Origin of the sequence: Roseovarius sp. D0-M9 (assembly GCF_037083805.1) — a bacterium.
Lineage (GTDB): Bacteria > Pseudomonadota > Alphaproteobacteria > Rhodobacterales > Rhodobacteraceae > Roseovarius.
In genome coordinates, this window is the sequence record NZ_JBAPKZ010000005.1 from 71,105 (window position 1) to 94,047 (window position 22,943).

The 22,943-nt window shown below is 59.9% G+C and carries 21 protein-coding genes and 1 tRNA gene; 14 read left to right on the top strand and 8 right to left on the bottom strand.

The window, feature by feature from the left end:
* The first annotated feature begins 17 nt into the window (after positions 1-17).
* Complete coding sequence (locus V8352_RS05335) at positions 18-446, top strand: Lrp/AsnC family transcriptional regulator (RefSeq protein WP_336423307.1); 429 nt, start codon at positions 18-20, stop codon at positions 444-446.
* 9 nt (positions 447-455) lie between these two features.
* Here the strand turns inward: V8352_RS05335 and V8352_RS05340 are convergent, their stop codons facing one another.
* From V8352_RS05340 to V8352_RS05350, 3 genes are all read right to left on the bottom strand, one after another.
* Positions 456-1,454 carry an aromatic ring-hydroxylating oxygenase subunit alpha gene (locus V8352_RS05340; RefSeq protein ID WP_336423230.1) on the bottom strand — a complete coding sequence of 333 codons (999 nt, stop codon included), beginning with the start codon at positions 1,452-1,454 and terminating at the stop codon, positions 456-458.
* Positions 1,455-1,541: 87 nt separating this feature from the next.
* Entirely contained in the window at positions 1,542-2,009 is a 468-nt protein-coding gene (locus V8352_RS05345) for a disulfide bond formation protein B (RefSeq protein ID WP_336423231.1), read from the bottom strand.
* A 3-nt stretch (positions 2,010-2,012) separates the two neighbouring features.
* Positions 2,013-2,591 (bottom strand): YqaA family protein, encoded by a 579-nt coding sequence (locus tag V8352_RS05350; RefSeq protein ID WP_336423232.1) that lies wholly within the window; start codon positions 2,589-2,591, stop codon positions 2,013-2,015.
* Between the two features lie 174 nt (positions 2,592-2,765).
* On the opposite strand from V8352_RS05350, the gene V8352_RS05355 reads away from it, so the two are divergent.
* Positions 2,766-2,849, top strand: a tRNA-Leu gene (locus V8352_RS05355).
* Between the two features lie 182 nt (positions 2,850-3,031).
* Positions 3,032-3,361, top strand: a complete 330-nt coding sequence (locus V8352_RS05360) for a hypothetical protein (RefSeq protein ID WP_336423233.1) — start codon at positions 3,032-3,034, stop codon at positions 3,359-3,361.
* 316 nt (positions 3,362-3,677) lie between these two features.
* Here V8352_RS05360 and V8352_RS05365 read toward each other — a convergent pair whose 3' ends face one another.
* The gene (locus tag V8352_RS05365; protein ID WP_336423308.1) at positions 3,678-4,700 is read right to left on the bottom strand and encodes a cytochrome-c peroxidase; all 1,023 of its coding nucleotides are present in this window, start codon (positions 4,698-4,700) and stop codon (positions 3,678-3,680) included.
* A 553-nt stretch (positions 4,701-5,253) separates the two neighbouring features.
* Here V8352_RS05365 and V8352_RS05370 point away from each other — a divergent pair.
* The 6 genes from V8352_RS05370 to V8352_RS05395 all read left to right on the top strand — a co-directional run bounded on the left by V8352_RS05370 (position 5,254) and on the right by V8352_RS05395 (position 12,827).
* Positions 5,254-6,407, top strand: a protein-coding gene (locus V8352_RS05370; RefSeq protein ID WP_336423234.1) for an IS3 family transposase whose coding sequence is annotated in 2 segments (ribosomal slippage) — positions 5,254-5,506 and positions 5,506-6,407 — 1,155 coding nt in all. Because the reading frame shifts where the segments join, the coding sequence is not laid out codon by codon here.
* A gap of 183 nt (positions 6,408-6,590) precedes the next feature.
* Complete coding sequence (gene htpX / locus V8352_RS05375) at positions 6,591-7,514, top strand: zinc metalloprotease HtpX (protein ID WP_336423235.1); 924 nt, start codon at positions 6,591-6,593, stop codon at positions 7,512-7,514.
* 923 nt (positions 7,515-8,437) lie between these two features.
* Entirely contained in the window at positions 8,438-9,775 is a 1,338-nt protein-coding gene (locus tag V8352_RS05380) for a metal-dependent hydrolase family protein (RefSeq protein WP_336423236.1), read from the top strand.
* A gap of 52 nt (positions 9,776-9,827) precedes the next feature.
* Positions 9,828-10,658 carry a CobW family GTP-binding protein gene (locus V8352_RS05385; RefSeq protein ID WP_336423237.1) on the top strand — a complete coding sequence of 277 codons (831 nt, stop codon included), beginning with the start codon at positions 9,828-9,830 and terminating at the stop codon, positions 10,656-10,658.
* On the top strand, positions 10,643-10,996 hold the full coding sequence (locus V8352_RS05390) for a hypothetical protein (protein ID WP_336423238.1): 354 nt from the start codon (positions 10,643-10,645) through the stop codon (positions 10,994-10,996). Before V8352_RS05385 ends, V8352_RS05390 begins: the two co-directional genes overlap by 16 nt.
* 196 nt (positions 10,997-11,192) lie before the next feature.
* A complete protein-coding gene (locus V8352_RS05395; RefSeq protein WP_336423239.1) occupies positions 11,193-12,827 on the top strand; it encodes a phospholipase D family protein in 1,635 nt (544 codons plus the stop codon).
* 219 nt (positions 12,828-13,046) lie between these two features.
* Here V8352_RS05395 and V8352_RS05400 read toward each other — a convergent pair whose 3' ends face one another.
* The 3 genes from V8352_RS05400 to V8352_RS05410 all read right to left on the bottom strand — a co-directional run bounded on the left by V8352_RS05400 (position 13,047) and on the right by V8352_RS05410 (position 16,649).
* A complete protein-coding gene (locus V8352_RS05400; RefSeq protein ID WP_336423240.1) occupies positions 13,047-13,520 on the bottom strand; it encodes a DUF411 domain-containing protein in 474 nt (157 codons plus the stop codon).
* 102 nt (positions 13,521-13,622) lie between these two features.
* Positions 13,623-15,170, bottom strand: coding sequence for a cation:proton antiporter domain-containing protein (locus V8352_RS05405; RefSeq protein ID WP_336423241.1), 1,548 nt, complete (start codon positions 15,168-15,170; stop codon positions 13,623-13,625).
* Between the two features lie 120 nt (positions 15,171-15,290).
* Positions 15,291-16,649 (bottom strand): GntP family permease, encoded by a 1,359-nt coding sequence (locus tag V8352_RS05410; RefSeq protein ID WP_336423242.1) that lies wholly within the window; start codon positions 16,647-16,649, stop codon positions 15,291-15,293.
* 303 nt (positions 16,650-16,952) lie between these two features.
* Here V8352_RS05410 and V8352_RS05415 point away from each other — a divergent pair, with 303 nt between their 5' ends.
* A complete protein-coding gene (locus V8352_RS05415; protein WP_336423243.1) occupies positions 16,953-18,386 on the top strand; it encodes a mechanosensitive ion channel family protein in 1,434 nt (477 codons plus the stop codon).
* Positions 18,387-18,539: 153 nt separating this feature from the next.
* On the opposite strand, the gene V8352_RS05420 is transcribed toward V8352_RS05415, so the two are convergent.
* The gene (locus tag V8352_RS05420) at positions 18,540-19,850 is read right to left on the bottom strand and encodes an HlyC/CorC family transporter (RefSeq protein WP_336423244.1); all 1,311 of its coding nucleotides are present in this window, start codon (positions 19,848-19,850) and stop codon (positions 18,540-18,542) included.
* A 224-nt stretch (positions 19,851-20,074) separates the two neighbouring features.
* On the opposite strand from V8352_RS05420, the gene V8352_RS05425 reads away from it, so the two are divergent.
* The 4 genes from V8352_RS05425 to V8352_RS05440 all read left to right on the top strand — a co-directional run bounded on the left by V8352_RS05425 (position 20,075) and on the right by V8352_RS05440 (position 22,897).
* The gene (locus V8352_RS05425) at positions 20,075-20,266 is read left to right on the top strand and encodes a LysR family transcriptional regulator (RefSeq protein WP_336423245.1); all 192 of its coding nucleotides are present in this window, start codon (positions 20,075-20,077) and stop codon (positions 20,264-20,266) included.
* On the top strand, positions 20,263-20,538 hold the full coding sequence (locus V8352_RS05430) for a LysR substrate-binding domain-containing protein (RefSeq protein ID WP_336423246.1): 276 nt from the start codon (positions 20,263-20,265) through the stop codon (positions 20,536-20,538). The genes V8352_RS05425 and V8352_RS05430 overlap by 4 nt, the downstream gene beginning before the upstream one ends.
* A gap of 116 nt (positions 20,539-20,654) precedes the next feature.
* Positions 20,655-21,200 carry a TRAP transporter small permease subunit gene (locus tag V8352_RS05435; RefSeq protein ID WP_336423247.1) on the top strand — a complete coding sequence of 182 codons (546 nt, stop codon included), beginning with the start codon at positions 20,655-20,657 and terminating at the stop codon, positions 21,198-21,200.
* Positions 21,197-22,897 (top strand): TRAP transporter large permease, encoded by a 1,701-nt coding sequence (locus V8352_RS05440; protein ID WP_336423248.1) that lies wholly within the window; start codon positions 21,197-21,199, stop codon positions 22,895-22,897. The genes V8352_RS05435 and V8352_RS05440 overlap by 4 nt, the downstream gene beginning before the upstream one ends.
* Positions 22,898-22,943: the final 46 nt, after the last annotated feature.

Genomic DNA, 22,943 nt, shown 5'->3' on the forward strand with positions numbered 1-22,943 from the left:
AAGGAATTATCGCCGAAATGGACGATACGGATCGTGCTCTTATATCCGCGCTGCGCCATGATGCGCGCGCGTCGCTGTCGGATCTGGCCGCGGGCCTCGGCGTGTCGCGCACCACGGTGCGCAGCCGGATCGAAAAATTGCAACGCGCGGGCGAGATCGTCGGCTTTTCCGTCATGCTCAAGGCGGATGCGGCGCGCGATCCGGTGCGCGGGCTGATGATGCTGGGCATCGAGGGGCGCGGCACAGACAGGATTCTGCGCCAGCTCAACGGTCTCAGCGCGGTGCGCGCCAGTCATACCACAAATGGGCGCTGGGATATCATCGTGGAAATCGGCGCGCCCACGCTGGAAGAATTCGACCGCGTGCTGAGCCAGATCCGGCGCATGGACGGCATCGTCAGCAGCGAGACGAACCTGCTGCTGAGCACGCGCAAATCGGAAGGCTAGGCTGCGCGCTCAGGCTCTGCTGGCGCGCAGCCGCTCTTGGAAATAGGCGACGCCCTGTTCGTGCCGGGGCGAGAGCGGGCCGGCGCGATAGCCGCCGCTGGCGTAGTTCTTCTGCGTTTCGAGGCAGACCTCGAAATCCTCGCGGATCACTTGCAGATTGCCCTCGATGGTTTGCGCCCGTGCCTCGGCCGCCGCATCCGATGTATCGGCAAAGTAGAAGTTGTAGATCAGCTCGGTCCGCTGGTGATCGACCGGATTGATGCGCGAAGTGTTCATGCCGCCATTGAACAGGGACAGCGTCCAGTTCGGCCACATCCACATCCATTTGCCACGATAGAAGAGGCCATCGCGCGGGGGCGCCGTCATGCGCACCATTCCGTCCAGCGCGGTCGTCTCGAACGCTTCGAACTCGATGGCGCGGTGAAAGGCGGGGTGAATGCCGGGGATGTGATACCCTTCGACAAAATTGTCGGTGTAGATCTTCCAGTTGGCATCAAAAACAAGGCGCTCTTCATGGACCCAAGTGTAGTCCTCGATGGGCTCGCCCTCCAGTTCGGCGATGATGTCGCCCAACTGGTCGTCGAAGGCCGTCTCGGGTGCTATGGCGACAAAGAGCAGACCGCGCCAGACGCGCCATTCAATCTGGTCGAGCGCCCAGTCCGACAGCTCGAATTCGGCGTCATCGCCCCAGAAGGGCACGTTCAGCAATGACCCATCCTCGCCCCAGACCCATTGGTGATAGGGGCAGCGGATCGTGTTGCAGCGCCCGGTGCCTTCGGGCAGCAGACGCGCGCCCCGGTGGCGGCAGACGTTGCGAAAGGCGCGCAGCCCGTCGCGCGTGTGCATGACGAAGATCTTCTGGCCTGCAATCTCGACCGCGATGTAATCGCCTCGCGTTGCCAGCCGCGATGCGGGGCCGATGAGCTGCCAGGTTGCGCTGAAAATGCGCTGGACGTCCTCGGAATGGATGGCGGGCGAGACGTAGTTGACGGGATCGAGATTGCGCATGGCGGGCACCTTTGGGACTGGCATTATTCCGAATGGCATCGGTTGCCGGAACGCTAGGCTGCCGCGGGAGGGATGGTCAAGATGCCGTCAGCGCCGCGCTGCCATTGCCCAGAGACCTGCCAGCGCAAGTGAGGCCAGCATGTTCCAGCTGGCCATCGACAGGCCCGCCATCTGCCAAGCCACCTCGTTGCACATCACGACGCCCAGCGGGCCATCGAGGCTGAGAAGGTCGGAGCCCGAACCTGCGCCAAGGCCGCCGCCTGCGCAGGATGTCGGACCTTCCCACCAGCCGCGCTCGACGCCGGTGTGATACGCGGCAATGCCTGCGCTTGTCAGAACGCCCAGCATCCCCAGCCACGGCATGAAACGGCCATGCGACCACCGCCCCAGCGCAAGCGCAAAAAGCCCGATCAACGCTGCAGCGAAGTGCGGCCAGCGTTGCCAAAGGCACAGCTGGCAGGGCGCGAGGCCGCCGATGTGCTGAAATGCGTAGGCCGCCGCAAGGAGCAGCACCGATCCGATGGCAGCGAGGGCGATATAGGCGTTGCGCGACATGGCTCAGAAGACCTTGATCAAGAGGAAGCCGCCGACAAGGCAGACAAAGAAGAGGACGAACATCAGGCCCAAACGCCGCTCGACAAAGGTGCGGATGGGCGCGCCGAACTTCCAAAGAAGTGCGGCAACGATGAAGAATCGCAAGCCCCGCGCCAGAACCGATGTGGTGATGAAGGTGACCAGCGGCATTCCCGTCCAGCCGGACATGATCGTGATGACCTTGTAGGGAAAGGGCGTAATCCCGGCCATCAGCACGGCCCAGAAGCCCATGTCGTTGAAGCGCGTCGAAAACTCGCCCATCGCGTCTGCCTTGCCCAGAGATTGCAGGATCGGCTGGCCGATCTGCTCGAACGCAAAGGCGCCAATGGCATATCCGAGGACGCCGCCCAGCACCGAGGCGACCATCGCGACTCCGGCGATCAGCCAGGCGCGCGACGGGCGCGCAAGGATCATCGGAATCATCATGACATCGGGCGGGATGGGAAAGACCGAGCTTTCGATGAAGGCGACCAGCGCAAGCACCCAAAGGGCGTTCGGGTGTTGCGCCATCGCGATGGTGCGGTCGTAAAGACGTCTGATCATCGGGGGCGCGCGCTCCGGAAAGAATGTGAAGGGTTCAGTGCACGGCAGGGCAGGGACGGTCAAGCCCCGACAGGCGTTCAGGCCCGGCGCATCCTTGCCTATCAAAAAGCGCAAAGGACGCGCTGGCAGGGCTGGACGTGCACGCAGCCATTCGTTAAATGTCGCGCGCAGTGCGCCCAAGTGGCGGAATGGTAGACGCAGGGGATTCAAAATCCCCCGCCGCAAGGCGTGCCGGTTCGAGTCCGGCCTTGGGTACCACCTTGCTTTTGCAGGGTTTTCCGCAAACCTCTTATGTTTGATCTGGTTTGCGGTAAATATCGACGCACACAATCCACTCACAGTGCCCGTCTTGAGTGCGGTCCATTCTGCGGGATACGGACGGTGCCGGGTTGTCGGTAACGCTCAAATCTTGATTGATTTGGTGGTTCCCCGGCTTTCGCGTGAGTGGGGTCGATGCACATGATAACCTCGCGGCATGGTCCTACTATGGCAGTCTCTGGTCCGTCTCAGCCGCCGGGGACGTGAATGGTGATGGTCTTGGCGATTTGATTATCGGTGCCGAAAGCGTCGGTTCGGATGGAAAGAGACACGCCGGTGAAACTTACGCTATATTCGGCAGTGGTGCAGGGTTTGATGCCGACTTTTCGGTGACGGACCTAGATGACCGCAACGGCTTCAGGCTCAGTGGTGTTGACGCGGGTGATTTCAGCGGAAAATCGGATCTGCAAGGACTATGTCGTCCTGCTGCTCAGCCAAACAGGCATCGGTGAGTCATACGTCAAGTTTCGCCATCACCCATGAGAGGCAACTCTGTGCTTGCATGACTTCGGCCGGTTAGGCGACGCAAGACGGCATAGCACCCGCATGCTCGCGAATCCGGCGAGCTGAATTGTTCACCCGGCAGAGCATACACATGGTGTATCGTCTTGCATCATCCCGGCATGGTGTGGATGGGAAAAATTTCTGCAAAGCAGTCAAATGCGATCTGCGGCCACGCTTCAAAATAGTGCCACCCAACGAAAAAGACCCGCGCGATGCGCAGGTCTTTAGTCGGGTGCCGGATATTGAGGCGGCAGCCTAAGGTCTTTATTCCGCGACAATCTCGCCGGTGGGTCGAGGCGTCATCGCGGTTTCAGCTGGAAGGACCGGATAGACGACCTCAGGCATTTCGCCGGTCAGTGCGTCGAGGAAGGCAACGATATCCGTGACCTCATCGTCGGACAATTCAGCGCCCAGCTGGGATTCAGCCATGATCTCGACGGCCGTCCTCAGATCCCAAACCACGCCCGAGTGAAAATAAGGCGCGGTGACCGAGATGTTGCGGAGGGGGGCCGCACGGAAGACATATTCGTCGCCGACGGTTTCCGTCACGATAAAGCGCCCCTTGTCACCCTCGGGCAGGACGTCAGCGCCAGGCTTTTCAACCAAGCCGAAGGGATAGTAGCCGTTGCCGCCCAAGTTTACGCCAGAGTGACAGGATGCACAGCCTGCGTCGATGAAGGTCTCCATGCCGCGGACCTCCTGCTCGGACATGGCGGCGTCGTTACCGTTCAGCCAGGCGTCGAAAGGGGCAGGGGTGATCAGCGTCGCTTCGTACGCTTCGATCGCGCGCGCGAAGTTATCAAAGGTGACCGGATCTTCGTCATCGGGAAAAGAGTCCTGAAACCACCCTTGATATTGCGGCATTGAATTCAGGGTGGCGATCACGTTCACAGGTGTATTCGCCATTTCGACACCCGCCTGAACAGGGCCTTTTGCTTGCTCCGCCAAGTCCGGCGCACGACCATCCCAAAACTGCGCTTCGTTGAACACGGCGTTCAGCACGGTCGGCGAATTACGTGGACCTTTCTGCCAGCCATGCCCGATCGAAGTCGGCATGTTGTCATCCCCGCCGGTCGCCAGGTTATGGCATGAGTTGCAGGAGAAGACGCCGGAGGCCGACATGCGGGGATCGAAAAACAGCGCCTTGCCCAAGTCGACTTTCTCGGGGGTGACGATGTTGTCGTTCAGAGCAGGAACCGTGGATGGCAGGGGCAAGAACATATCAAGCGCGATTTCGCGAAGCTCTTCATCAGCCAGCGCTTGGCCCGCCGTCATCGCAGCGAGCATTACCAACGCAGTTCCAGTCTTGAAAATCATCTCTTGGTACCCCTTTGCAGATTCTCACGTTTTCGTGATCAACATTAGACGACGTGCATTGGGAAAACTATACGCTACTTACCAGCTGATTACCGAATGAGACAGAATACTTGGGCGTTGGCCGCTCAGCACCCCGTTTCAGAGTTGGGATAGTCGACACAGGTGACGCAGTGATCCTTCATACGATGATGACTTTTTCACAGGCCGTGGACAGATAGCCGCTCGTCCCTGAACTTGAAAAGTAGCATTGTCGGGGATTTAGTGGCGGAGAGACAGGGAAACTACGCAGAGTTCGTCAAGTCTTTGTTATAACGCGATAATATAAGCTATTGTTGTCCAGATCAATGAGTTGCATTAAATGTACAACGCTAGAAACCTAAGCTACTGGAGCAACCTCAGTGATATGACGAAAGGGATGGACGATACAAAGCATTCGGGCGGTTTGAGCTACCCCCCGAAATTCGGGCACTGACATAAGCTACGATTTGCAGTCTGCTGATCTTCAACATGAAGGAGATCAGATATGTCGAAACGCAAACAGCACGCGCCCGAGTTCAAGGCGAAGGTCGCACTGGAGGCCTTGAAGGGCGAGGAAACAGCTGCCGAGCTTGCGAGCCGGTTCGGGGTCCACCCAACGATGATTCACCAATGGAAACGTGCCCTGCTCGAGGGCGCGTCAGGCGTGTTTGAACGCGGCGGTCGGAACAAGCCCGAGATCGACGAGGAGCAGGTGAAAGAACTGCACGCCAAGATCGGGGAGCTGGCGGTGGCCAACTCTTTTTTGGAAAGAAAGCTCAAGCCGTGGGGCGGGAAGTGAGGCGCGGCATGGTTGAACCCGATCATCCAGAGCTGTCGATCGGCCAGCAGTGCAAGCTGTTGTCGATCGCACGATCATCCTTTTACTACGTTCCCAAAGGCGAGACCGAACAGAACCTCAGCCTGATGCGGCTGATTGATGAACAGTTCCTGGAAACGCCGTTCTTCGGCGTCCGGCAAATGACTTGGCACCCGCGCAACGACGGTCATCTGGTGAACGAGAAGCGGATACGTCGGCTGATGCGCCTTATGGGGCTTATGCCGATCTACCAGAAGCCCAACACCAGCAGGCCGGCTAAAGGGCACAAGATCTATCCCTACCTGCTCAGGGGGCTGAGGGTGGATCGTCCGAACCAGGTCTGGTGCTCGGACATCACCTACCTGCCGATGCGACGGGGGTTCTTGTATCTCGTTGCCATCATGGACTGGCATACCCGGAAGGTGCTTGCCTGGCGCATCTCGAACACGCTGGAGGCCGACTTATGCGTCGAAGCGCTGAACGAGGCCATCCACAAGCTCGGCCCGCCCGAGATCATGAATACCGATCAAGGCAGCCAGTTCACGTCTTTTGCCTGGACGGACCGCTTGCGCCGGACCGGCGTGCGCATCTCGATGGATGGGAAAGGCCGCTTCCTCGACAACATCTTCATTGAGCGGCTGTGGCGGACGCTGAAATACGAATGCGTCTATCTGCATGCCTGGGAGACCGGCTCGGAAGCAAAGGCAGGCATCAGGAAATGGATGACCTTCTACAATCACCAACGCCCACACTCAGCCCTTGGCGGCAGACCACCTGCCGTGGTCTATTGGCTGAGAAAAGACAAAACCCAACCCGATCAGCAGGTGCAAAAAGTAGCTTAATTTACGCCAGATCCTGTCCAAGGAATGGGGAGTAGCTCAGATCCGGGATGTCTCGCCCCGGATCTTGATTGCCGCGCCGTCCCGAGCCTCGGCTTTGCTGATCGAGTGGTGCACATGCTTGCACCTTGGGAAAACCTACCCATATCTCCTGCGTGCCCAAAAGGTGACTTTCTGGAGACAAAGATGAGTTATCTGAAAACAGCGATACTGATGGCGGCGATGACCGCGCTCTTCATGGGCCTCGGCTACTTGCTCGGCGGGGCGGGCGGCTCGATGATCGCCTTGGTCGTTGCGGCAGCCATGAACGCTTATGCTTGGTGGAACTCCGACCGCATGGTGCTGCGCATGCACAACGCCCAGCCTGTGACACGCGGTGATCGCATGGGGCTCTATGCCATGACGGCCGACCTCGCGCAGAAGGCTGGCCTGCCCGAGCCCAAGGTATACCTGATCGACACGCCGCAGCCCAACGCCTTTGCGACGGGGCGCAACCCGGCCAATTCCGCGGTGGCTGTGACCACGGGCCTGATGCGAAGCCTTGACCGCGAGGAGTTGGCAGGCGTTATTGCGCATGAACTTGCCCATATTCGCAATCACGACACCGCGATCATGACAGTCACCGCCACCTTCGCCGGTGCGATCTCGATGCTGGCAAATTTTGCACTTTTCTTCGGTGGCTCGCGGGAACGGCTCGGGCTGGTTGGGACGCTTTTGCTGATGTTCCTCGCGCCGTTCGCGGCGGCGTTGGTGCAGATGGCGATAAGCCGGACAAGGGAATACGCCGCAGACAAGGCTGGTGCCGAGATCTGTGGTCACCCGCTGTGGCTTGCATCGGCGCTGGAGAAGATTGCCTTGGGTGCCGCACGGATCGACAATGACGCAGCCGAGCGCAATCCGGCGACGGCGCATATGTTCATCATAAACCCTCTGCACGCGCACAAGCACGACAGCCTTTTTGCGACCCACCCCGCGACCGAAAACCGCGTGGCCGCCCTGCGCGCCATGGCGGGGCAGTCCCAAAATGCCCCCCAAATGGTCGCGCAGCCGAGATCCGAAGGTCGCAAAGCCAATACACAGCGGGGTAGGCGCGAGGGCCCCTGGTCTTGACCCCGCACCAATTTGGGACGGCATCTGCACCACCATGAAACGGAAGCCGGCTGCCGAAGTACGGCCGGTGCGGTGGTATCCACCACACTGACCGTGAATTGCCGGAACTGTCCCGCGCATCAACGGTGACAACGGTCACACCCAAGGGGGAAGTCATATGGCGTGGTGATGGTTGCGCCGTCGACTGACAACTCGGGTGCGATACTCTCACCTGAGTATTCGTATTTCCCAGCGGACAACTTGGGAGTTGAATTCGTCAGAGTAAATTTGAGGCCGATGTAATTGTCAGTCGCAAATATCCCGTCCGCGCCATTCTGTTCCAGCCCAGCAATTTCTTCTTCTGTCGTCGTGAGGCAAAAAATCTGCCAGCTCTCTCTCACTTATCGGGGGGCAAAGCTCACTATTGGACCACTTTGCCACGAAGAGCTGTCCGGTACGAGAAATCAACTCTTACTTGGGCATCCTCGGTTGCGCTACCTACATACCTGTGGACCGGGCATGATCGCGCAAGTGGCACGGCGCTGAACGTTCCGGCACTTTTCTGGACCCCGACCCGCTCGGCCGAGGCGCCTTTCATCACTCATTGGACCACTTCTGCGGGATAAACACCGATGGTACATGGGCCGTGGTGTGAGGCCAGGGTTTGCAGCCAAAGCGCGCCAAAGTGGCTCACTTCCCAGCCAGTTGTGATGACAGCAGCGACAAAGGCCGACTGAAAATCGCGGAAACATGTTATTGTCTCACGAAATTCCCAGCCCAAGGGAAGTCTCATGTATCCGTCAAAGTCCGGCGACTTGTTGTCTCAGTCAAATTTGTCGTCCCCGTCAAATCATGGGATGGGGTGTCTGTGTTGCACGCCATTCACTCAGGCGTTCACCCGAAAAATCACAGCCGACCTCTCACGTCGGGCAATAATTGCAGGCATGGGCGCCGGTGCCGCGTCCGCCGGATTGGGCATCTTTGGTGCCGTGCGCGCCCAGACGCCTGCGCCGAACGACGCCCCTAGACCAACGGTCTTTACCAATGTGCGGGTTTTTGACGGCACAGCGGATGCACTCCGCGATGGGCTGACCGTGGTCGTTGATGGCGACCGGATCACCGCAGTGCAGGAAGCTTCGGTGCCGCATCCCGAGAATGCACGTGTCATCGAGGGACGTGGCGGGACGCTGATGCCGGGCCTGATCGACGCGCATTGGCACGCATCACTGGCGGCGGTGCCGCAGGCCATCGCCATGACCAGTGACCCTGCGTATTTGCACATCATTGCCGCGCAAGAGGCCGAGCGGACCGTGCTCCGCGGCTTTACCACCGTGCGCGATTGCGCCGGACCTTCTTTTGCCTTGAAACGTGCCATTGACGAGGGGCAGATCACCGGGCCGCGCATCTACCCATCGGGGGCAATGATTTCTCAGACCTCCGGGCATGGCGACTATCGTTCGATCAATGATCTGCCGCGGTTTCCCAACAAGTCTCCTGCGCCGGTCGAGCTTATGGGGGGCGGGTCCATCGCTGACGGCGTCGACGAAGTGCTGAGGCGTGTGCGCGAGCAGCTCATGCAGGGGGCCACGCAGATCAAGTTGGCCGCAGGCGGTGGCGTGGCGTCCGCCTATGATCCGCTCGAGGTGATCCAATACACCGAGGAGGAATTGCGCGCCGCCGTTCAGGCCGCCGAAGATTACGGCACCTACGTCATGGTGCACGCCTACACGCCCGAAGCGATCCAACGGTCGATCCGGGCCGGTGTCCGCTGTATCGAGCACGGCCACCTCGCCGACGACGAAACAGCGCAGATCATCGCCGAAACCGGCACGTTGTGGTGCATCCAGCCGTTTTTCGACGACGAAGATGCAATCCCCTTTTCCGATCCGGTATCGCGCGCCAAGCAGATCAGGGTATCCGAAGGCACGGCCCGCGCCTACGAGCTGGCGCGCAAGCACGGGATCGACATTGCTTTTGGCACTGACGTTCTGTTCGATCCGAGCCTTGCAGAGCGGCAGGGCAAGTTGCTGGGCAAGCTTGGCAATTTCTTCAGTAACTTCGATGTCCTCAAGCAGGCCACATCGGGAAATGGCCGTTACATGGCCGCCTGCGGAACCCGTGATCCCTATCCGGCCCCCTTGGGCGTGATCGCTGCGGGCGCATGGGCGGATATCCTGCTGGTCGACGCCGATCCGGTCGCCGATCTGGGGGTTCTGGCGGATCCCGAGCGTAACCTTCGGGTCATCATGAAGAACGGTGCGCTCATCAAGGACAATGCATGAGGGGCGCCGGTCGAAAGAGGGCAGGGCGCCCCCTCGCGCCCAAGGTGTCGAAATGACCATCCCGGTCACGATCCTTACCGGCTACCTTGGTGCGGGGAAAACCACGCTCTTGAACCGGATACTTTCTGAAGATCACGGAAGGCGCTACGCGGTCATCGTCAACGAGTTTGGCGAGATCGGAATAGACGCTGAACTGATCGTGGCCGCACAGGAAAACCTGCGTCAACTTGCCAACGGTTGCCTGTGCTGCTCGGTCAGGGGCGACCTGGTGGAAACCATCGGGGAGGTGCTTTCCGGGTCGGAGCCGGTAGACGGGATAATCGTGGAATGCACTGGCCTTGCCGATCCGGTGCCCGTTGCGCAGACCTTTCTGGCCGAGGACAGTATCCGCGCGCGAACAAGGCTTGATGCGGTCGTCACCATGGTTGATGCACAGCATTTCTCCAAAGCGCGGGCCACCGCGCGGGAGCTGGACGATCAGGTGGCTTTCGCGGATGTATTGATCCTCAACAAGATCGACGCCGTGCCACATTCGGATGTTCAATCGGTCCGAGACCTGCTGACGATGATCAACCCGCGCGCCGAACTGCATTTGACGCAGCGCGGGCAGGGGCCGCTCGATGTGCTCCTTGACCGCCGTGCGCATGACCTTTTCCGGGTGGGCAGTTCCGAGGTGGCGCATCAGGACGCCTTGGGCCACATCTGCGACGCGGGTTGCGCGCACCATCACCACATCGCCGAAGGCGGCCACCATGCTATCGACATGATGTCGGTGTCGCTCAGCACCGACGAACTTGATCCGGCACGTTTCTTTGCGTGGATCGAGGATGTCACGCTTGTCTGCGCACGCAATCTCCGCCCGACCGGATGCCCACCGTTGTGATGAAGGGAAACTCGCCTGCCTTGGTCAATCATGAGGACGCGATCAACCAGCTTCAGGCACCGCTGGCCACCCTGCTCGGTGACGAAAACCTCGTTACCGAGTTTCCACCTGCGACAGGATCCGAGGACGCGCATCTGCTCGGAGGCGACAACCCCGATGTAAAGGTGGCCTACCTGGCAATGGGCATCGCCGATCCGGGGGCGTTTCAGGCGGCGGTTGCGGACGGGCGCATGTTTCCTTTCTCGCCCCACAATCCGAACTTTGTCGTGGACCTCGATGCAATTCCTCTGGGGGCCAAGATCGGCGCGGTTTCAGTTCTGCAACTGATGGCAGCCTGAGGACGCGCTTTGCATCCCGTAGACTTGCATCCGCGGATGATGGTGGCGTTTTGTGACGGCGGGGTCTTTGACAGGTGTTCACCTTCCACCCGTCAGGCCGGGGGGAGAACTTTTGGCAAGATGGGCACGCCCTTTATCCGCGGCACCATTCGAAAGCTGTCAGAGTTTGGCGCCCAATTCATAAATTGTCGATCAATTGCAAGAAAATCACTATGCTGAAACTGGCGCATCGCATGTCCATTCGGCTTGCCGCTACTGCAGCAGAAAGCACCCGATGCGCGTTTTGAGAGCGTTCCTTGTATTTCTGGTTTTCGTTTGCGTCGCGCTTGTCGCGCTTCGGCTGACCCACGCACTACCGGATCGGAGCGCAATTGAGGAAACAGTTGCCCTTCCTCCCAGTGCAGAGACACGGCTTGGCAGGACGCTTGCCCCACAGATTGACCTTCATCCGGGCCTCAGCGGTATTGCAGCGCTTGCGGATGGACGGGATGCCTTGGCGGTGCGCACATTGTTGATCCGTGCAGCAGAGGCCTCGTTGGATGTCCAGTATTACATCTGGCAGGCCGACACGACGGGGTGGCTGTTGCTCGATGAATTGCGCGCAGCCGCGGATCGCGGGGTTCGCGTCCGGCTTTTGCTTGATGACAATGGCATACCCGGTCTTGATGACGTGCTTTCGGCCCTCAACTCTCATCCGAATTTTGAAGTACGGCTGTTCAACCCCTTCATGTTGAGGCAGCCAAAGCTTTTGTCCTACGGCTTTGACTTTCCGCGCCTCAATCGGCGGATGCACAACAAATCGATGACCGCCGATGGTCTTGCCACCATAGTCGGAGGACGCAATGTCGGGGACATCTACTTCGCCTATGGCGAAGGGGTGGCGTATTATGATCTCGACTTGCTGGGCGTCGGCGAAATCGCAACAGCTGTTTCGACTGATTTCGATCTCTATTGGAACAGCGATTCAAGCTATCCGGCAGAACACATTCTACCTGCGTCTGATACCGGCCGAGGCACGCTGGCAACGGCAGTAGATACTGCAAGACAGAGTATTTTGGGATCCGACTATCTCGCAGCAATCGCATCATCCCCGCTGGTGGAAAATCTGCTTGCAGGCAAGGATATCCTTGAATGGACAGAGGCTGTTCTGGTCAGTGACGACCCGGCCAAAGGCTTGGGTCGCGCGGCGCGCGAGAACCTTTTGATGGAACGTTTGGCAGAACAGTTGTCCGAGGTGGAACAATCGGTCGATGTTGTTTCAGCATATCTGATTCCGGGCAAGACGGGCAGCGCACTGTTCGAAGACCTGGCAAAAGCTGGACAAGAGGTAAGGCTGGTGACCAATTCCCTAGAGGCGACGGATGTGCCCGTGGTGCATTCGGCGTGGATGCGATACCGCGATCAAATGGTTGCGGCAGGTGTGCGCGTTCTCGAACTCCGCTCCCGACCAGACCTTCGGGCGCAGGCCGAAGACTTCACATTTACGCAAATTCTGAGAGGCTCGACATCAAGTCTGCATGCGAAAACCTTTTCCATCGATGGCAGGCAGGTTTTCGTCGGCTCTTTCAACTTTGACCCTCGATCGGCTGCGCTGAATACCGAAATGGGGATTCTCTTTGATAGCCCTGCCATTGCGCAGCGCCTTTCGCGCTCACTTGATGAAATGAGCCTTGTCTACGACGTAAAGGCCACTGAGTCGGGCGGAATTGAGTGGCACGAACTCACCTCCAACGGTGAAACCGTGGTTCATGACAGTGAGCCCCGCACAAGTTTTATCTTGCGCGCCTTTGTTCGTGCAGGAAGCTGGCTACCGATAGAATGGATGCTCTAGCGTTGCTCAGGCCGTGTGACATCCGACTGACGCAATATTCCAGAATGGATAACACACGGCGACGACTTAGGTCGATAACATGTGCCTCGGTGCAGAGTTGGACCGCAAACGTCATAGAAGTCCGCTTATGCAACGCTGCGCATGAACGGCGGTTTGAGCCTATTGCGAAGCCAGGGATTGCAACGCCTCGACGGGGCCACGGCAACCACAGTGATTAAATCAGGCCGCTGGGTAACTGTTGAAGACTTCCGTGCTGCCATTCTGCAAGACGAGGAACACGTCATAGGCGTCGCGCTTGCTTTCCGGTCCCATGCCGGGGGATCCGTAGGGCATGCCGGGCACGGCAAGGCCAACGGCGTCCGGCTGCTCGGCCAGCAGCCGGCGGATGTCAGCGGCTGGAACGTGCCCCTCGATCATGTAGCCTTGGACCTCGCCGGTATGGCAGGAATGCATCTCTTGCGGAATGCCGTTGTCCTGCTTGTGGCGGATCAGCAGGGTGCCAAAGCTCGCCTCGGTCGTCACGTCGAAGCCCGCGTCTTGCATGATCTCCACCCAAGCAGAGCAACACCCGCAGTTCTCGTCCTTCAAGACATGAATGGCAGGCGTCGTGGCTTGTGCTGTGGCTGCGAATGGCCCTATGGCCGCAAAGCCAGCGGCAGAGACAAGCAGGCGGCGGCGGGTGATGTGGGTCATCTTCAAACTCCTGATCGTGCCCGTCTTACCTATTGAGCGACGGCACTGGTTTCAATGCTCGGCAGCGGAGCAGAATGCCGCACGCAAGGGGCCGATCCTGCGTCAGGTTTTGGCCATCGCCTCCGCAGCCTGCTCGGCCAGGCTGATCCCTGCCTGATTCATCGTCAGATAGGTGTAATCCGCGCCGGCCTCACGGATCTGGTCCTGATGCGCCTCATGCAGGGCGTGCGCAACGATGGGCCCGGTAAATCCGCGCTGCCGCAGCGAGCGGGCTGCGATCAGTTTGGCCTCAAGATCATCCATGGAAAGGATCGCGGCCTTGATCTGTCCAAGGTTGCAGCTGCGCCAGAAATTGCTGTCTTCGGCGTCGGCAAACATGACATTGCGCCCGGCCTCGTGATGACCTTGTGCCTTGTAGGTATCGGCATCCAGACCCAGCGCCTTTAATCCCTGCTCCTCGATAGAATTGTAGGCTGCACTGCCCGTGCGCCCCATTCCGAAGATCAACACATCCGCGTCACCCATGTTCTTGGGTTGCTCGTCGGGGTGGATCGTATCCCGTTCATAGCGGCGCAATTTGCCCTCGTAGCGTTCAAAGAGCGGATGCGCATAGCGATTCAGCGGTGCGGAAACCACAAAGGAGATCGAGACGGCGATGGCCAGCGGAACGAGGTAATCGGGCAATACGCCCGCTGCGACGATGAGGCCGAATTCAGAATAGGCCGTCAGACTGAGCGCGGTCAGGAATGCGCTGCGCGCACGCAGCTTGAACGCGACCATGAGTGCAAAGAAAAGCACCCCCTTGAGCGCCAGCACGATGCCGACCGCAACCGCAAAGACCATCGCCCCCCAGTCAGGCAGTCCCGTCAGCCCGATCTGCAAGAAGAAGCCGACAAGAAAGATCTCCTTGAGGGACCAGAGCGAGGCCCCCAATTCCTTGGCGCGGGTATGGGTGGACAAAAGCACTCCCATCACCAGCGCACCGATTTCCGAGGACAGGCCCATCGCCTCGAACCCCATTCCGCCGATCACCAGCGACAGCATCATCCCCATGAGCACCAGAAGTTCGTCATGCCCGGCGAAATCCAGAAGCCGATGCAGGATCGGGCGCAATACTGGCACGCCAAAGACCAGAAGCGCCCAGATGTTTGGTGTCTGCCCGGACCAGACGGCCAGCACGATCAGCGCGATGATGTCCTGCACGATCAGGATACCAATCGCGGTGCGCCCATGAAATGCGCCCAATTCACGCTTGGTTTCCAGCAGTTTCGCGGCCAGCACGGTTGACGAAAAGGACAGCGCAATCGCCAGCAAAAGCGCGGTGTTCCAGTCGAATCCCATGAACAGTTTGAGACCCGGCATGAAGACCGCGACCGAGATGGCGAAGTGAAGAAGCGCCCCACCGATGACCTGTGGCTGGGCGATCTGGGCAAGCTTGAGCTTGAGCCCAACCGTAAAGAGCAACATCAACACACCCAGATGCGCGACATGGCCAAGTGTTTCGCCGGTATATTCGGGCAGAGCCAGCGCCGGGCCAAAGATGTTGATGGCAAACCCGGCGGCCAGAAAGCCAACCAAGGGCGGCAAACCGATCTGCCGGACAGCCAATCCGAAAAAGAAGGCGAAACTTATGGTGATGACTTCAAACACGGTGCGCAATTCTCCCTCGACAATGTGACTTCAACCTTACGCACCTTGCCCCCGCACGCCATATCGTATTCCCGATGGTCTGTGGCCGACTTGTTTGCCTTCCGGGCCGGATCATGACCGTCAGAAGCTGCCAAACATCATTCCAAGCCCGATGATCAATGCACAGGCGATCGTCGGTATGACCACCGCGACGACAAAGATGTCGACGTAGGCCTCGCGGTGGGTCATGCCGCAGATGGCCAATAGTGTTATGACCGCCCCGTTGTGCGGCAGGGTATCGAGCCCGCCGGTCGCAACGGCGACGACGCGGTGCAAAAGCCCCGGATCGACCCCCTGTGCCGCTGCCTGCGCGCTCAGCGATGGCCCCAGCACATCCAGCGCGATTGACATCCCGCCCGAGGCCGAGCCTGTGATCCCTGCCAATGCCCCCGATGACAGCGCGGCAGAGATCAGGACATCGCCGCCGGACAATCCTTCCAGGCTCTGCCTTAGTGCCTCGAATCCGGGCAGCGCCGCGATGACGGCACCAAAGCCCACGAGGCTTGCGGTGTTGAAGAGGGGCAATAGCGCAGACTCCGCGCCTGCGTTCAAAACCTGCATCATCCGTGGCGGGCGGCTGAGGATCAACGCCAGCCCCAGCGCCACGGTCAGCGCCGTGATCACCGACCAAAGCCCCTTGACCCGAGCGAGATCGGTCGCCCCATAAACCGGGTCGCCAAGATACGAGGTGTCGAGCGCCGGCAGGATAAAGTTGCCCATTGCCAGCGTAACCACCCCGACAGACAGGATTGGCACCAGTGCGATCCATAGCGGCAGGTGCGACGCCTGCGGTGCGGCGTCTGAAGTCTTCGGGGCGGGCGCACCGTCCAGCCTGCGCACCCGCATCTGCAACCAGACCAGTCCAAAGCCCAGCATGACGGCACTGGCGATCAGGCCGAGGCCGGGCGCGGCAAAGGGTGTCGTGCCAAAGGTTGCCATCGGGATCGCGTTCTGGATCGACGGGGTGCCGGGCAGGGCGGTCATGGTGAAGGTGAACGCCCCAAGCGCGATGGTCGCCGGGATCAGGCGCGCAGGCAGGCCGGTCTGCACGAAGAGCGCCCGCGCAAGCGGCCATGCCGCGAATGCCACGACGAAAAGCGACACGCCACCATAGGTGAGCAGCGCACAGGCCAGCACGATGGCAAGGATCGCGTTGCCCGAGCCAAGGGCGGTTGCAATGGCTAGGGCCAATCGGGACGCAGCGCCCGACGCCTCCATGACCTTGCCAAACAGCGCGCCCAGCAAGAAGAGGGGAAAGAAGGCAATGACAAAGCCTCCGGTCGCGTGCATGAAAATCTGCGTATAGCCCGCAAGGACCGGCGCGCCTGACACCAGTGCCGCCAGCATCGCCAGCACGGGCGCAAGGACAAGCACCGAAATGCCACGCCACGCACCTGCGATCAGCAGCGCCAGGGCGACGATGATAAGAAAAACGCTCATACAGCCTCTCTCGCTGCGACGCAGCATAAGCAGCGCCGTCGCAAAGGTCGAGCGCCTGCAGCCGTGACTGACATGGGTGTTGCCGCGAACCCCCAGCGGTTTTTTGCGGAAGCAATCACCTGGCGGAGCTGAGGGCGGGCGAGGCGATCCTCTTGGGGGCGTGCCGCAGTATCACCGCATCGTCGAAGAATAGGGCGCGGCGCGGCCCCGGTCAGCGGCAGGGCTACCGATGGTCTGGACGTAGGGGGAACAAGCGTGGTCTAGTAATACCCGGTCGTCATCCATCAAGCGTTGGGCAAACTCATGAAGCCACGTGTCGTGCTCAACCTCGGTTGCTTCGCAAAGCTTCTCTGGCGCCTGGCATTTCTGGCCGTGCTTTCACTCGGGCTTTCGGGCGGGCCTTTGCAGGCGCAGACCTCGCCGGCCAGCGATGAGGCGGCCTCCAGTGATCCGCAAAAGGAGATCGCCGTCGCGCCCAATGCGCGCGATTCCGACATTGCGGATCGTCTGAAACGGATATTCGACGCCAGCGAATGGTTTGATCCGGTGGCCGTCTCGGTGCGCGAGGGCATCGTTTTCCTTGATGGCCTGACCGGAACCGATGAGCACAAGGAATGGGCGCTGCAATTGGCGCTTCGGACCGAGGGTGTCGTCGCGGTCGTCAATCGCATCGAAGTGGAGCCACAAATAAGCTGGGATCTGACGCCGACCTGGCGCGAGGTTCAACGGCTGGCTGATCGCGCTCAATGGTTTGCGCCGCTCCTCGTGGTTTCCTTGCTCATTCTCCTGCTCTCGTGGGTCGTGGCGCTTGGCGTGGCTGCCTTGGCGCGTCGGTCGCTCCAAGGGCGCATAACCTCTCCGCTGCTTCTTCAGATCGTGGCGCGTTCGTTGGCGATTCCGGTGATCCTGATCGGCCTTTACCTTGTTTTGCAGGTCGCAGGTCTCACACGCCTTGCCATTACCGTGCTCGGCGGCACCGGACTGGTCGGTATCGTATTGGGCCTTGCCTTCAGAGAGATCGCTGCAAACTCTCTTGCGAGTATCCTTTTGAGTGTCCGAAACCCGTTTCGGGCAGGCGACTGGATACGGGTGGGCGAGCATCAGGGTATCGTGCAGAATCTGAATATGCGCACCACCGTCCTGCTGGCCCTGGATGGAAACCATGTCCAGATCCCGAATGCGCTGGTTTACAACAGCATCATCGAGAATTTTTCCACCAATCCGAACCGGAGGGCGGATTTCATCGTCGGTATTGGATACGACGACCCAGTCGGTGATGCGCAAGATGTCATCGTCAGCGTCCTGCGCGCGCATCCTGCGGTGCTGAGTGATCCCGAACCCGGCGCCCTGGTCGATGAGCTTGGGTCTTCGGCGGTCAACATTCGGGTGCAGTTCTGGTTCGACGGAAAATCCTATTCGATCTTCAAGGTCCGATCGGCCCTGATGCGGCAGGTCAAACAAGCGCTTCAGGACGCTGGCATCGCGATGCCCGACGCGGCCCGCGAGATTGTGTTTCCTGACGGCGTCCCCATGCGAGACCCTGCGCCCACGTACAGCGACGCAGAGGCAGAGCCTCACCGCCCCGCCGCCGACACGCCGGATGCCGCAGCGGTTACGCCCGGCGAGGGGGATCTGCTGTCCGAACGGGGCGCATTGGAGCGTCAGGCCGACTGCGCCGATCTGTCCGATATCGGAGAGAACCTGCTCACCCCCAAAAAGGAGCAAGACGCCACCTGAGGCAAATGCGGGGCTGAGTTCAGCAAGATTTCCAAACAGGGGCGCAATCTTGCGCACCTGCTGTATCCGCTGCCGAAGAAAGCGGCAGCTGTCAGTCGCGTTCAATGGAGCGGTGGCCTGTCCTGCTTTGATGCCATTCAGCGCGGAGGCGGGTTACTCGTCCGTAGCTTTGCGCAGCCGCAGCTTGGTCAGTCTTGTGCGCTCGCGCTCGAGGATCTCGATGGTGTGGCCGTGGACGGTAAAGGTTTCGCCTTGCTCGGGAATGCGGCGGGCAAAATCGATGACAAGGCCGGCCATGGTGACCGCATCTTCCTCTGGCAGATCCCAGCCCATGGCACGATTCACCTCGCGAATACTGCTGCTGGCTCGGACCACGACCGACCCGTCTTTCTCGGCTTCCAGAGGCGCGTCAGTGGGGTCGTCATGTTCGTCTGTGATCTCGCCGACGATCTCTTCCAGAATGTCCTCCAGCGTGACGACACCTTGCATCGCACCGTGATCGTCTATGACGATTGCGAGATGCGTGTTGGTCTTGGAAAAAGCATGCAACTGATCGTCGAGGCCCGTCACCTCCGGAATGAAATGGGGCTTCATCGCGATCGACGCGATGTCGAGCGCATCCAGCGCCGCAGCGCCGCCTTCCAGCACTGCGGCATGCATCGCAAGAGACAGATCCTTGGTGTGCAGAACGCCGATGATGTTCTCTGCCGACCCCCGCCAGAGCGGAATGCGCGTGAACCCGGAGGCAAGGGCTGTGGCAATGATCTCGGACGGCGCGCGATCAATATCGAGCATATCGACGTCCCGGCGATGCGTCATCACCTCATCCACGCTGCGCTGTGCCAGATCAAGCGCCCCGAGGAGACGATCCCTGTCAGCCGTCTCTACCGCACCCTCGAAATGATGCAGGGCGATTGCCCCGGCGATTTCCTCGTGCGCGGCGAAGGGATGCGCATCGGACGCGCGCACCCCGAGGACGTGCAGCATGCCCCGCACCAGGACTTGCACCACCGTGACGACCGGCGCACCGATCATCACGACCAGCGCCATGAAGCGTGATACGCGGCGTGCCACGGTCTCGGCATTGGTGATCGCATAGGTCTTTGGCAACACTTCCGAAAAGATGAGCACGAGCGCGGTCATGAGCACCGTCGCGACCGCGACACCCCCGTCGCCGAGAACGACGGTAAAGAACATCGTTGCTAGCGATGCCGCCAGAATGTTGACGAGGTTGTTGCCAAGCAGGATCGCGCCAATCAGCCGCTCCTTGTCCTCGGTCAGGCGAAGCGCCCGTTGCGCGCCGGGATCACCGCGCTCTGCGCGTTTGTGAAGTTTACCGCGGTTGGCGGTCGTCAGCGCTGTTTCCGAACCGGAAAAGATCGCCGAACAGATCAGAAGAAGCAGGATCGCAATCGCCGTGCCGAGGAGGAACGGAAAGGACGAAGCGTCGGTCGTGGCATCCATGCGGGCGAATCCCTTCAAAATGGGTGGAATGGCCACGCTTCTATCATGTGTGCAGCGAAGTGTTCATCACACAGATGGGATATCCTAAAATAACCCCTCTTCGAGCGCATCCGAACTCATCCTCGTTTCTCTGCCTATGCGCCGCGGAAAAGCTTAGAGAACCGCCGAGTTGCTCTGACAAGACCTTCCCTGTTACATGACCCACTCAACGCAGTTTTGGTCTTATGTCGAACATCAATCTAAAACTCTTTCAGACCTTTCTGCTGGCTGCCGAACATGGCAGCTTTCGGCGTGCGGCCGAAGAGAGCAACCGCTCGGCCTCGGCCGTGAGCATGCAAATCCGCACATTGGAAGAACAGATCGGTATCAATCTGTTTCACCGCACCCCCAAGCGGCTGAGGCGGGTGTGCAGGTGAACGTCCAGTATGAAGTGTTCAGCGCGCAGACTGCTCTTGCCTTCGCCAGTGCCGGTCTGGGCGTTTGCATCGTGTCCCGCATCGCGATTTCGGACACCGTCCAGAGCGGGTACCGCGCTGTTCCGATCGCCTGTGCGCAGGCGCATCGTGCTGTGGGCATCATCACGCCGCGCGGCTATGTGCACCACAGCTTCTCCCAGCAGCTGATGGCGTTGATCCGGTCGGACCTGCAACAGATGCAGGAGACGGCGACTGCTGAATTCCAAGGGTAATCTTGCGTCTTTGGACTGGACGTCGTGCCGCGTGCGTGATCATAGGTTTTGGCGAAAAGGCTGGCTGACCGGGAGGGGGAGAGACCGGGACGCGTGGCCAGGGAAGGGGGGCAGACATGATCTCATTCGTCTTGAGGATAGCGCGCGTGATTGACGCGCTGACGGGCTTTTTCGGCAGGCATGTGTCGTGGTTCGTTCTGGCTGCGGTCTTGGTGAGCACGGGAAACGCCATTTCGCGCAAGGCCTTCAATGTGTCATCGAACGCCTGGCTCGAGTTGCAATGGTACTTCTTTGGCGCGGTGTTCATGTTGACAGCCGCAGACGCTTTGCGGCGCAACGCCCATGTCCGCATCGACGTGCTGACAAACCTGCTGACCAAGAAAACAAGGGATGTGATCGATCTGATCTGTCACATCACGTTTCTGCTGCCGTTCTGCGTCCTGATGTCGTGGCTGAGCTGGTCGTATTTCCTGCGCGCCGCGCTTTCGGGCGAAACCTCTTCGAACTTCGGCGGTCTGGTGATCTGGCCTGCCCGCTTCCTGATCCTGCTGGGGTTCGTGCTTCTGGTGTTTCAGGCCGTCTCGGAAATCATCAAGCGGATCGCGGTCCTGAGGGGCGCGCTGGTCGATCCCCAGAGGGACGCAGGGCTTGATCTGTCATGATTGATGTGATCGCACATAACCTTGCCCCGATCATGTTCTGCACCGTCATGGCCATGCTTTTGCTGGGCTATCCGGTGGCCTTTACGCTGGCGGCCGGCGGGCTGGGCTTTTTCGTGGTCGGTGTCGAGCTGTCGCACCTGTCCAGCGAAATCAACCTGTCCTGGCCGCTGCTGCAATCGCATCCCAGCCGTGTTTTCGGCATCATGTCGAACGAGACGCTCTTGGCGATTCCTTTCTTTACCTTCATGGGCCTGATCCTCGAGCGATCGGGCATGGCCGAGGATTTGCTGGACACGATCGGTCAGCTTTTTGGCCCGGTGCGAGGGGGCGTCGCTCTTGCGGTTGTTCTTGTTGGCGCCTTGCTGGCGGCGACCACGGGGATCGTCGCGGCCTCGGTGATGGCGATGGGCCTGATTTCCCTGCCGATCATGCTGCGCTACGGCTATAGCCCGGCCATTGCTGCGGGCACTGTGGCCGCCTCGGGGACGTTGGCGCAGATCGTGCCGCCCTCGCTGGTTCTGATCGTCATGGCCGACCAGCTGGGGCAGCCCGTGGGGGACATGTACGTCGGGGCCTTCGTTCCTGCGATGATCACCATCGGGATCTATATCGCCTTCGTCGTCTGGCTCAGCATCTTCCGCCCCAAATTGGTGCCAGCGCTGCCGCTGGAGGCGCGCAAGTTTCGCGGTGGCCTCGTGTCGCTGATGGCGATCATCGGTTTGTCGGTCTTGGTGGCGCTCGCCGCATATCATTGGGGGCTTACCGGGTCTGGGCCCGAAATGCGGCTGGTGCTGTCGATCTTTCTGGCAGCCATGTTCGCGCTTGGATCGACGCTTTTGAACCGCAAGCTGTCCTTGGGCCTTATATCGAAACTGGCCGAGGAGGTGGTGATCGTGCTGATCCCGCCGCTGGCACTGATTTTCCTCGTGCTGGGCACGATCTTTCTGGGTATCGCGACGCCGACCGAAGGGGGTGCAATGGGCGCGACCGGAGCGTTGGTTCTGGCATTCATCCGGCGACGCCTGAACTACAAGATGTTCAAGTCCGCTCTGGATGCTACGGCGCGTCTCGCCGCGTTTGTAATGTTCATTCTGATTGGCGCGCGGATCTTTGGCCTGACATTCTATGGCATCAACGGCAACCTGTGGATCGAAGAGCTTTTGTTGCAGCTGCCGGGCGGTGAGATCGGGTTCTTGATCTTTGTGACCTTGATCGTATTCATACTTGGCTGTTTTCTGGATTTCTTCGAGATCGCGTTTATCATCGTACCGCTTTTGGCGCCGGTCGCGCACCAGTTGGGGATTGATCTGATCTGGTTCGGGGTCATTCTGGGGATTAACCTTCAGACATCCTTTCTGACGCCGCCCTTCGGGTTCTCGCTGTTTTTCCTGCGCTCTGTCGCTCCTGACGCGGATTGGACCGATCAGGTGACATCGCGGCGGATGAAGGCCGTGCGCACGATCGAGATTTACAAGGGCGCTTTGCCCTACATCGGTTTGCAGGGGGCGATCCTGGCGATGGTCATCGCGTTTCCGGGGCTGGTCACCCATTACAAGGACACGCCTGCGCCAATGCAGGGCGACATTCAGCAGGGCCTGCCAGCCCTGCCGGGGCTGGGCGGTGGTGCGCTGCCGGGGTTGCCGGGCAGCGGCGACGGCGCGACGCCGCAATTCTCCCCATTGGGGGGCAGCAACTAAAGCGGGCCTCGCATAAAAAAAGGGGCGCATCCCGATGGACGCGCCC